A 10,464-nucleotide genomic window follows, 5' to 3' on the forward strand; every position below is an offset into this window, starting at 1 on the left:
CCCAAGGCAGATCCTGGCCTTCATGAGCGCCCACTGCTCGATTTGGCGGCAGGCTACGTCCAACGCTCGATCAACGAGTTCCCCCGCCAAGGCGACCGGCGGCCGTGGAAAGTCCGACAGAACTACATCCTCGACTGGCTGACCACGATGCGCACCGATCTCACCGCGACGCTCGACGCGACACCTCGTGTCGCAATCCGCAACACACACACCTCGGCCCACGAGGTCGCCTCGTCCGCTTGATTTCCATCGGCACGAAGAAGCTGAGCTGACCGCTGACCAGGGGATGTCCCGGTCAGCGATTATGCGTCCCGAATTCCCCCATCACCCACACCGATCGTGGTAGGCCTATATCGATACGTAAATAAATCGCAGTACAACGAGGTGGTGCGAGATGGATTTACGGTGCCGATCGAGGTTTCGCCAGGCCGCGATCACCTTGCTGAGCATTTTCACGCTGTTCGCGGGATTCGGAATGATCGGCACCCCACCAGCTAGCGCTGAGACTCGAATATGCGCACTGCCGGAAGGGGATGCCGCCGTCGAGTCCGTCGCACCCGCTGATGTCGATATCGACCAGCGAGCAATGGACGAGGCGATCGCGTTCGCGTCGTCGCGAATGCGGACCAACATCCAGATCTTCCGCAACAACTGTCTCGTAGGTACCGGACCGCTGAACTCTGCTACCGGCAATGTCGCATGGCACCTGTGGAGTTCGACCAAAGCGGTGACAGCGTTGGTCGTCGGTGTCGCCGTCACACAAGGCCTGCTACGCCTGGACGCACCGATCGGTGACTACCTGCCACAAGGCGAAGGAGACGCCGCGCATCGCGCGATCACCATCCGCGACTTGTTGACGCAATCATCGGGTTTGAAACAGTCACTTTTCGCTGAGGCTTTCACCGGACTGATTCCCGATCTGAACACCGCCCAACAAGCTTTAGCCTTGCCGGTTGAGCACCCTCCGGGCACATTTTTCGAGTACTCCCAGCGCGGACCCGACCTCCTTGTCTACGTTGTGCAGCACGCGATCGGACGAGATTTTCAGGGGTTCGCACAGCAGTACCTGTTCGACCCGCTGGGCATCGATGCCGAGGACTACTACTGGAAGCGCGACCGTGCGGGCAATACCTACGGGTTCGCGTATCTGTTCCTGCCGCCGAACGACTTCTCCCGGATCGGGTTGCTTCTACTCAACAACGGCGAGTGGAACGGGGAGCGAGTTATCGACGCCGCCTACATGGACCAATACCGGCAGCCATCGAAGTCCAACGTCTGCTACGGCTTCCTTGTCTGGCTCAACCAAACTCCTTGTACGGGCGTCACATTGCCGTCGCGAAAGACGATCGATGTTGCGGCGTTCGACCCGATGCCGCCCGACACCTATGCAACCGTGGGTTTCTTGCACCAAACTAATTTCGTTGTGCCGAGTCTGAACTTGCTGATCACCTGGAACGGTGTCCTCGGCGATGTATCCTCAGACCCGAGCACGGTGCTTTCCGTCAACACCAACAGTGAACTCTACCGGGAGTTCCTTCGACTCTTTGCCCGCGCGATCACTGACGTCGACCTGCCCGACCCGGGCCCCTACGTCCCCAGCATGAACCTCGAACTCGACCCGCTCGGTGTCTTCGATCCCAATGTCCTGCTGGCATCGTTCGGCGTAGGACCATATGCCCCGGCCGGATGCACGCTGCTCTCATGTGGCGGCGTACCGCTGACACCGCCCTTCGACAGCCCAGAACCGGCATGTCAAAGCGGAGTCTTCTGCCTGCCTGTCCCCGGGGCGCCCAAACGCGAGGGACAGTAGACGACCAAATGCGAGGGACCACAGCCTCGGTCGGAACGCGCACACTGAGCCATTGCCAGGGCTCGCCAACTTGACCGGAAGCTGGCCGCACGTGGTCAGGATTTAAGTTCGACGACCGCGACCCGGTGACCGGTGGCCTCGATGCCGGACAGCATGCCAGCGACTGACAATTCGAGATGCCCGGACCATATCGAGGATCGTCAATGGGTTGTTCTGAGGAGAGCCGCTGAAAGCGCGCTCGCGGTTACTTCTTTCGGTCATGGTGAACATCGAGAGGCGAGTTGACGCCATCACTTTGGGTGGCGAAATCTCACCTTTTGAGGTTTCATGGAGGTGGAAGAGCCGCTGATCGGGCCCAACTGAAAGTTGCCCGATGAACAACGATCAACAGCAAGGCTCGCTCAAGCCTGCCCGCCCTCTGTACTCTGCGGGCTACCCACCTGATAGGCCGTGTCGATCCCGGCTGCGCTGTGTAAGTCCGAACGGACAGGCGCGAGGTGCGATCCAATGACCAGCGAAGAGGTATGGCTGACCACTGATGAGGTCGCTGCGAGACTCAAGATTCCGCCAAAGACGTTGGCTACGTGGGCATCTGCCAATCGCGGACCTCGGTTCGCCAAGATCGGCCGGTACCGCCGCTACCTACTCCGTGATGTCCAGCGATGGGAGCAGGCGCAGCTCGACGCTAACCGGCCTGAGTTACCGCCCGGCGTCGGCCACTGACTGCACGCACCACGTCGGCGACAACCCCGTTGCGCCTGTCTGTGGGTGACGCATGCCCAGTCAGGGGCGCTGTCACGGCAATTGGTCAGCGCTCGCCCCTTCCCATGCCCCGAATAACGGGAGGCTTAGACCTCGATGCCTCGCCACGCCCTGCCGATCGGTACATACGGCAAGATCAGCTCCAAGCGGCAACCCAACGGCAGCTGGCGGTCAGCGACCCGCTACCGCGATGAGGATGGGACGACTCGCGTTGTTCACCGATTCGGCTCGACGAAAGGCCTCGCCGAGGATGCGCTCCGCCGCGCGCTGGCAGAACGCACCGGCGCGCGCGGCACGCTGATAACCCGAGATACGAAGCTCGCCGAACTCGCCGACCTCTGGCTCGCAGAGAAGGCCCTCCAGGAGGGTGTGACGCCACAGACCCTGGATCTCTACCGCCGAGAAATCGATGTCTCGACCGACAAACGTGCCAGCCCTGCCGCGATCAAGATCAAATCATCGCTAGGTGGTCTGTGTATTTGGGAAGCCTCGACCTCGCGCCTGGACGCCCATATCAAGCGCATCGCGCTCAACGGCCACCGCGAGAAGGCGCGTCGTCAACGAGTCATCCTGTCAGAAATGATGGGGATGGCCGTTCGTCATGACGCGATAGATCGCAACCCCGTCCGTGAGGTCGCCGATCTGCCGCGCAAACACAGCAAGCCCCGTTCTGCCGATATGGCGACCCTTGCGCAGTTGCGGGCTCAACTCACCGATTGGGTCAATGGCGCTCCACTCGACGGATCGGCGGGCTATACGTACGGTCCCAAGCGTAACCAGCGAGTCCTCGATGTCGTCGACGTCGAACTCGGTACCGGCCCACGCCCAGGCGAAACCCTGGCGCTCCGCTGGTCCGACGTCGACCTCGAATCACAGCCTCCGCGAATCACCTTCGCCGGCACCATCGTTCGCCTCAAAGGCAAGGGCCTGATCCGCCAGCCACGAACCAAGACCGATTCGGGCTATCGGACCGTATTGATCCCACCGTTCGTCGTCGACACCCTGCGCCGTGTTCAATCCGAAGCGGTTCCCAACGATCTCGACTTGGTCTTCCCCAACCGCGACGGCGGCATCTGGAGCCCCAACAACTTCAACCGTCTGTGGAAGCAGGCGCGAGGCGAGAAGTTCGCGTGGATCACCGCAAAAACTTTCCGCAAGACCGTAGCCACGATGATCGCGTCGGCGCACAGCCCTGAGGACGCGGCCCGACAACTCGGCCACGCAGGCGACGCGGTAACCCGCCGCCACTACATCGATCAACCGACTCAAGCCCCCGACTTCACGGAGACTTTGGAGCAGCTGAAACGATGAAAGCGTGACGTTTCCGTGACGCGGTGCCCTCAAAAGCAGAAAACCAGGGTCAAACGATGACGTTTGCCCTGGTAGATGCTCCCCCATCTGGACTCGAACCAGAAACCTGCCGATTAACAGTCGGCTGCTCTGCCAATTGAGCTATAGGGGATTGTCCTGGGTGGTTAGACTCAGGTGGTCTGCCTTGGCGGGCTGACCGAGATGAAACTTTAGCGCATCGTGTCGCGGGAACCCAAATCGGGGCGCTACCTGCGGACATGCGGCGTATAACGATGTGCTGTCGAACGGTGACCGGATCGACAGGGGTGGGGCGGCTGGGGCAGGATGGAGCCCGCACACAGACGTGGGAGGAGCTCCAGGAGATGCTGCGGTTGATCATCGGCGTGGCGGCCGGTTATGTGCTGGGCACGAAGGCCGGTCGGGCACGCTACGAACAGATCACTGCGGCCTCGCGAGCGGTCGCGGGTAGTCCGGTGACGAGGAAGCTGGTGTCAGTGAGCCGGCAGAAGCTGTCGGACAAGTTGAGCACGCAGCCGAAGCTCGAGCCGATGGAGCCGATCGACGAGCGCACCACGGTCTTGATTCCACACAACCAGCTGCGTCGCTGAACCGAGTTCTGTCGGCGCGCGCGGACGAGCGTCCAACCGTCGAATCCTCCTGACGCGCAGGCTCCGCGAAATTCCACCTCAGTCACACCGATATACGGGGGACCCCATGACCGATCCGCATCTGAACGCCGCCGGCGCCGCACCGGTGTCGTTGTTCAGCGCCCAGCATCTCGGCGACGCGAGTGCGGAGGCCGCCGAGCCGGTCCCCGGCAACCATCTGCCGACCTTCCTGGCCGCGGTCGAAGACCCGGACCAGAGCTAGCAGTGCTCGCTCTCGCTCCCCGGTAGTTCGGTGCGGGTAGTACCTGCGTGGAAATTGGGGTAGCCGGGTACTCGTGTGGGTTCGGACACATCCTCGTACGTTCAGATCAGCCTGAAAATCTGCGGCTGACGTCGGCGTTTGGGACATCTGCGCCGCGCGAGTGTCGAGGAGTACGGATGTCTACCGCAATCACCACGCTGACATCGCCCAAAGGCCGCCCACTGACTCTGATCGGCGACGCGAAGGTCTCACCGAACTCGGTGTACCCCGCGCCGACCACTTCGTTCGTCGAGCTGCTCCGGGCGGAGGTGAACGGCGCACATCGTCTTACACCGCGCTGTCTCTACGTGTACGGCACCGACGGATGGCCCTATGTCGTGGGCGTGCTGCGCGGTGCCGCCGGCGCGATCGGCGACAACAGCAAGCCCAGCTTCGGACGGCGGATGACCCGCGACGTCTGCGACTTCATCGTCGCGTACTCGGCTCTGTAGGAAAGGAATCATCATGTCCGACACCATCTCTGCCGAATCGGTAGCCGACGTCGCCTACGAGTTCGTTGTCCCCGTGGAGAAGCCGTTGCAGACCGACCTGACGGTGATGCCCGAACTGCTCGAGGTGGATCTGCTGGTGCGCGCGGCGGAGGCGCGCGCCAAGTTCAACGTCGACGGATCCGGCATGACGGTCGCCGTCCTCGATACCGGGCTCCGCACCACCCACGTCGATTTCGCGGGCCGGGTTCGGGCAGGCCGCAACTTCACGGCCGACAACAACGGTTCGCCCACCGATCCGAGCGACGGACAGGGTCACGGCACCAACGTCGCGGGGATCATCTGTGCCGGCGGGGTGCACACCGGGATGGCGCCACGCGCGAATATCGTGCCCGTCAAGGTCCTCGGCAACTCCGGCGGCGGGAGCTTCGAGGCGATCCGTGACGCACTGCACTGGGTGCTGGCCAATCGGGCATCGCTGGGTATCTCCGCCGTGTGTATGTCGCTCGGCGCATCGGACAACAACACCTCGGACGCGGATTTCGCGGGCGACGGCATCGGCGAGGTGATGCGGAAACTCACCGACGCCGGCGTCGCTTGCTGTGTCGCGGCGGGTAACGACTACTTCGCCCACAACAGTGGCCAAGGCATGAGCTACCCGGCGATCTTCCGCCAGACGATCAGTGTCGGCGCGGTCTACGACGCCGACGAGGGCTCGTTCAGCTACGGCTCCGGGGCGACCGCCCTCTCGACGGCTCCGGATCGGATCACACCGTTCTCGCAGCGTCTGCACTCGAGTGTGGGTGGCGCCTGCGCGACCGACATCTTCGCGCCCGGCGCCCCGACGACCTCGTCGGGGATCCGCAACGACAGCGGCGAGTCGATCCAGCACGGCACCAGTCAGGCCACGCCCGTGGTCGCCGGCATCGTGCTGCTGATTCAGCAATTCCATCTGCGGGTGGCCGGGACGATGCCGTCGGTCGCCGACGTTCGCACATGGCTGCTGGCGGGTGCTGTGCCGATCGTGGACGGCGACGACGAAAACGACAACGTCGTCCACACCGGACAGACGTTCAGCCGGATCAGCGCGTTCGGCGCACTCACCGCCTGCGCGAAGGACGTGGCGCGCTCGGCGCTGGTCGAAGCGGGTATCGACCGTTCGCGGGTGTAACTGCCATGAAGGCCAGGCTGTTCCTCAGCCATTCGAGCCGGGACAGCCGCGAAGCGGTCGCGCTGCGGGTCTGGCTGATCGAGGCGGAACCCGGTCTGGCGGGTGAGATCTTCCTCGATCTCGACCCGGACACCGGGATTCCGGCAGGCGTGCGCTGGAAGGACGCGTTGCGCCGGGCAGGCGACCGCTGCGAGGCGGTCATCTGTCTGCTGTCGGACAACTGGGACAGTTCTCATGAGTGCAAGGTCGAATACCGCCATGCCGAGTCCCTGAACAAGCCGATCTTCACGGTCCGGCTCGAACCGCTGACCGGGCGCGACATGACCAGCGAGTGGCAGCGCTGCGACCTGTTCGGGGACGGACCGAAGACCACGATCCTGGTGGACGGGGAAAAGGTCGAGTTCCTGACCGAGGGGTTGCAGCGACTACGTCACGGTCTGCGGGCGGCCGGTATCGGCGCCGACACCTTCGGCTGGCCACCGCCCGGCGACCCGGGACGCGCACCGTACCGCGGGTGGGAACCGCTCGAATCTGTCGATGCCGCAGTATATTTCGGCCGCGACGCGCAGATCGGGCGAGCGATGGACACCGTGCGCGGCCTGCGTGGCCTCGGTGGTGGCCACCTGTTCGTCGTCCTCGGTCCCTCCGGCGTCGGCAAGTCGTCGTTCGTGCGCGCCGGGTTGCTGCCTCGGCTGGCCCGCGACGACCGCCACTTCCGCACCATGGACATCGTGCGGCCGCACCGCAGGGCGCTCACCGGCGATGCCGGATTCGCGCGGTCGATCCACGCGTTGCGCGTCGGCGTCGGGCTGCGCCGGCCCTGCCTCACCGATATCGAGGACGGCGTCCGCGATATCGAACAGGTGCGGGCCTGGCTGATCGAAGCACAGCAGGCCGCGCGCGATCGCGTTGTGGACTCCGGCGACGACCCGGCGCCGACGCTGATTCTGCCGATCGACCAGGCCGAGGAGCTGTTCGGCCCCGAGGCGGGGGAGCAGGCGGGCGTGCTGCTCACTCTCCTCGGCGGACTGCTCGACCGCGAGCGTGGGATCGCGATGATCGCGGTCGCCACTATCCGCTCGGACCGCTACGAACCGCTCCAGACCGCACCCATGCTGGCGTCGGTCGCGGTGCGCCCGTTCGACGATCTGAAACCGATGCCGCAGGCCCAGTTCAAGGAGGTCATCGTCGGGCCCGCGCGGCGGGCGAGAGAAGCCGGCGCGGAGTTGTCGTTCGCCCCGGACCTGGTGGAACGTCTGCTCGACGACTGGTCCCGCGGCGCCGACACCCTGCCGCTGCTCTCGCTCACCCTCGCCCGGCTGTACCGGGACTACGGGGACGGGGAGATCACCCTCGCGCACTACGAATCCCTCGGTGGATTGCGGCGGGTGGTACAGCGGGAGGTCGACGAGCTCCTCGACGCCGATCCCGAGGTCCGGGCCGGGCAGTTGGCGATCCTGCGGCGGGCCTTCGTGCCGTGGCTGGCGACGATCAATTCCGGCAACGACCAGCCGATGCGCCGCCCGGCCCGCTGGTTCGATCTGCCGCCGGAGAGCCACCCGCTGCTCGAGGAGTTCGTCGCACGCAGGCTGTTGGTCAAAGACGAGCGAGACGGCGCCGTTGTCGTCGAGGTCGCGTTGGAAAGCCTGCTGCGCCAATGGGATACCCTCGCCGACTGGCTGCGGGTGCAGGCCGGCGAGCTGGAGGCCGCCGACAACCTCGAGCGGGCCGCGCAGGCGTGGGAGCAGAACGGGCGGCGCGAGGAATGGCTGCTGTCGGGGGCACGGCTCACCGATGCCGAATCACTGGCCACCGCACCAGGATTCCGCGAGCGGCTCAACCCTGCCCGGGGATTGCTGCTGGCCTCACGGCAGGCCGAGGACGAGCGCATCGCCGAGGAACGTCGGCACCGGGAGGACGAGCTGCGGGCCGCCAGGGAACGCCAGCAGGCGGCGGAAACGTTGGCGGCCACGGAGAGCCGGGCGAAGGAGGACGCGCAGCGCAGCGCCAGGGCGTTGCACCGGCGGTCGCGGATTCTGCGGGCGGCGCTGGCGGTGACCATGGTGGCCGCGCTGGTCGCGGGTTTGCTGTGGGTGCGCGCGGATCGGGCGCAAGAACGTGCCGTCGCCGAGAGCCGTCGCGCGACAGCACTGGCATTGTCGGCGAACTCGCAGCTCATGCTCTCGGGCCGGTGGCCGGGGAAGAGCGACGACATCCTGGGTATGCAGATGGCTATCGCCGCGTACCGTCTCGGCGAGGGGACCGGGCGGGAGTTCGCCCTGCTCAACGCGATCCACCAGCAGGGCAAAATCCGCAAGATCGCCGACATGGACGAGGCCGACGTCTCCAGCGTCACCTATAGCCCGAATGGGAAACAGATCGCTGCCACGCGTGGGAACGCGATCCAGCTCCTCGATGCCGCAACCTGGACCCCGATCGGCGCTCTGCTGTCAGGTCACGCGTCCGAAGTCACTCGCATCGCGTTCAGTCCGGACGGTGCCCGGCTGGTGTCCGCAGGTCGAGATCGAACTGTTCGGCTCTGGGATGTCGAGTCCCAGAAGCAGATCGGGGCCGAAATGCGCGGCCACACCGGTGTGGTCGTCGGCGTCGCGTTCAGCCCGGACGGCCACCACATCGTGTCGGCGAGCTTGGATGAATCCGTCCGGCTCTGGGATGCCGGGACGCATCAGCAGATCGGCGAGATGACCGGGCACACCACGCCGGTGACCTCGGTGGCGTTCGGCGAGAACGGGTTGATCGCCTCGGGTGACGTCGGCGGCACCGTCCAACTGTGGGACGCTCGGTCCCAACGGCCCTCGGGGGATCCGCTGACCGCGCACACCGGCAGCGCGGTGAACAGCCTTGCCTTCGACCGCAATGGCGACCGGCTGGTGGTCGCGGGATTCGATCTCCAGCAATGGGATACCAGGACCCGCCGCCCGATCGGGGAGCCGCTTCGCGGGCACACCGCCGCGGTAGAACAAGTCGTCTACAGCGGCGACAGCACGCAGATCGCTTCGGCAGGCGATGACAAGACGATCCGGCTGTGGGATGCCGCGACGGGCAGGCCCATCGGAGAGCCACTGGAGGGACACGAGCTGGTGGTGTCCAGTGTCGCCTTCCATCCCGACTCCGGTCGAATCCTCTCCGGCAGTATGGATTCCACCGTCCGTGAGTGGGATGTGGGTGGCGGGCGAACCATCCACCACGGCGCGAGAGTGCTGGGCGCGGACGTGAGCCCGGACGGCAGGCATATCGTCTCCGGCGGTGCGGACGGCACCATTCGGCAGTGGGATACCGGCACCGGTGCGCAGGTCGGTCCCTTGATCAGCGGCGACGACGGCCTTTTCCAGCTCGCGGAGTACACAGCAGAAGGCACGCAGCTGGAGGCCGCCGGGTTCAGCCCCGAATCCCTCACCTGGACCGAAATTCGGTTCTGGGATGCCGCATCGGGCGCTGCGGTCGGGCCGCCGATCCCGCTGCCGCCCGAAACGGCTGTTTTCGTACACGACCCTGGTCGGCGCAGGATCGTGATCGCCGGCGACGGAAAGGCACAGATTCGAGACATGGCGAGTATGCGGCCGGTCGGACCGGAACTGCGCCACGACGACGGTTTCGTGCAGATGGTGTCGATCGACGACGCCGGACGGCGCGTCGCCACCGGCGCCACCGACTACGCGGTCCGGTTGTGGGACGCCGACACCGGCAATCCGGTCGGCGACCCGATGGTCGGGGACGGGTGGGTCAAGAGCACCAGCTTCAGCCCGGACGGCCGACTGCTCGCCGTCGGTTACGAAGACAAGACGATTCGCATCTGGAACACCGATACCGGCCGGGAAATCGGCGAACCCATGGTGCAGGACGGCCCCGCCACCAGAGTCCAATTCTCTCGGGACGGCCGCACACTGGTCACCGTCGGTACCGACAACGTGTTGCGGCTGTGGGATGTGGGAACGCACCGCCAGATCGGACCGGCCCTGGTCGGTCACGGCGCTCTCGTCACCGCTGTCGATTTCCTGCCCGACGGTTCGGGGATCATCTCGGCGAGCATC

General features: G+C 65.1%; 8 protein-coding genes, 1 tRNA gene and 1 pseudogene. 9 read left to right on the forward strand and 1 reads right to left on the reverse strand.

What is annotated here, in order from left to right; genetic code table 11:
* The 4 genes and pseudogenes from ACFWF3_RS10800 to ACFWF3_RS10815 all read left to right on the forward strand — a co-directional run.
* Nucleotides 1-243: pseudogene (locus ACFWF3_RS10800) on the forward strand (FAD-containing monooxygenase EthA); the annotation flags it as partial.
* A 151-nt stretch (nt 244-394) separates the two neighbouring features.
* Nucleotides 395-1,810 (forward strand): serine hydrolase domain-containing protein, encoded by a 1,416-nt coding sequence (locus ACFWF3_RS10805; protein ID WP_379313461.1) that lies wholly within the window; start codon nt 395-397, stop codon nt 1,808-1,810.
* 507 nt (nt 1,811-2,317) lie between these two features.
* Nucleotides 2,318-2,533 (forward strand): helix-turn-helix domain-containing protein, encoded by a 216-nt coding sequence (locus ACFWF3_RS10810; protein ID WP_379313462.1) that lies wholly within the window; start codon nt 2,318-2,320, stop codon nt 2,531-2,533.
* A 135-nt stretch (nt 2,534-2,668) separates the two neighbouring features.
* Nucleotides 2,669-3,883, forward strand: coding sequence for a tyrosine-type recombinase/integrase (locus ACFWF3_RS10815; protein WP_378657535.1), 1,215 nt, complete (start codon nt 2,669-2,671; stop codon nt 3,881-3,883).
* A gap of 78 nt (nt 3,884-3,961) precedes the next feature.
* On the opposite strand, the gene ACFWF3_RS10820 is transcribed toward ACFWF3_RS10815, so the two are convergent.
* Nucleotides 3,962-4,034: transfer RNA gene (locus ACFWF3_RS10820), tRNA-Asn, on the reverse strand.
* Between the two features lie 211 nt (nt 4,035-4,245).
* Between ACFWF3_RS10820 and ACFWF3_RS10825 the strand changes: the two genes are divergently transcribed.
* From ACFWF3_RS10825 to ACFWF3_RS10845, 5 genes are all read left to right on the forward strand, one after another.
* On the forward strand, nt 4,246-4,491 hold the full coding sequence (locus tag ACFWF3_RS10825; RefSeq protein ID WP_056821808.1) for a hypothetical protein: 246 nt from the start codon (nt 4,246-4,248) through the stop codon (nt 4,489-4,491).
* Nucleotides 4,492-4,597: 106 nt separating this feature from the next.
* Nucleotides 4,598-4,753 (forward strand): hypothetical protein, encoded by a 156-nt coding sequence (locus ACFWF3_RS10830; protein WP_379313463.1) that lies wholly within the window; start codon nt 4,598-4,600, stop codon nt 4,751-4,753.
* Between the two features lie 176 nt (nt 4,754-4,929).
* Entirely contained in the window at nt 4,930-5,244 is a 315-nt protein-coding gene (locus ACFWF3_RS10835; protein ID WP_379313464.1) for a hypothetical protein, read from the forward strand.
* A gap of 13 nt (nt 5,245-5,257) precedes the next feature.
* Complete coding sequence (locus ACFWF3_RS10840) at nt 5,258-6,412, forward strand: S8 family serine peptidase (protein WP_378993948.1); 1,155 nt, start codon at nt 5,258-5,260, stop codon at nt 6,410-6,412.
* Between the two features lie 5 nt (nt 6,413-6,417).
* On the forward strand, nt 6,418-10,464 hold a 4,047-nt coding region (locus ACFWF3_RS10845), incomplete at its 3' end, for a TIR domain-containing protein (protein ID WP_379313465.1).

The sequence above is a fragment of the Nocardia sp. NPDC060220 genome (assembly GCF_042727815.1).
Classification (GTDB): domain Bacteria; phylum Actinomycetota; class Actinomycetes; order Mycobacteriales; family Mycobacteriaceae; genus Nocardia.

What these genes read in the sequence shown, in the direction of transcription:
- ACFWF3_RS10805 (WP_379313461.1), top strand. Translation starts at nt 395, where the DNA reads ATGGATTTACGGTGCCGATCGAGGTTTCGCCAGGCCGCGATCACCTTG.
- ACFWF3_RS10810 (WP_379313462.1), top strand. Translation starts at nt 2,318, where the DNA reads ATGACCAGCGAAGAGGTATGGCTGACCACTGATGAGGTCGCTGCGAGA.
- ACFWF3_RS10815 (WP_378657535.1), top strand. Translation starts at nt 2,669, where the DNA reads ATGCCTCGCCACGCCCTGCCGATCGGTACATACGGCAAGATCAGCTCC.
- ACFWF3_RS10825 (WP_056821808.1), top strand. Translation starts at nt 4,246, where the DNA reads ATGCTGCGGTTGATCATCGGCGTGGCGGCCGGTTATGTGCTGGGCACG.
- ACFWF3_RS10830 (WP_379313463.1), top strand. Translation starts at nt 4,598, where the DNA reads ATGACCGATCCGCATCTGAACGCCGCCGGCGCCGCACCGGTGTCGTTG.
- ACFWF3_RS10835 (WP_379313464.1), top strand. Translation starts at nt 4,930, where the DNA reads ATGTCTACCGCAATCACCACGCTGACATCGCCCAAAGGCCGCCCACTG.
- ACFWF3_RS10840 (WP_378993948.1), top strand. Translation starts at nt 5,258, where the DNA reads ATGTCCGACACCATCTCTGCCGAATCGGTAGCCGACGTCGCCTACGAG.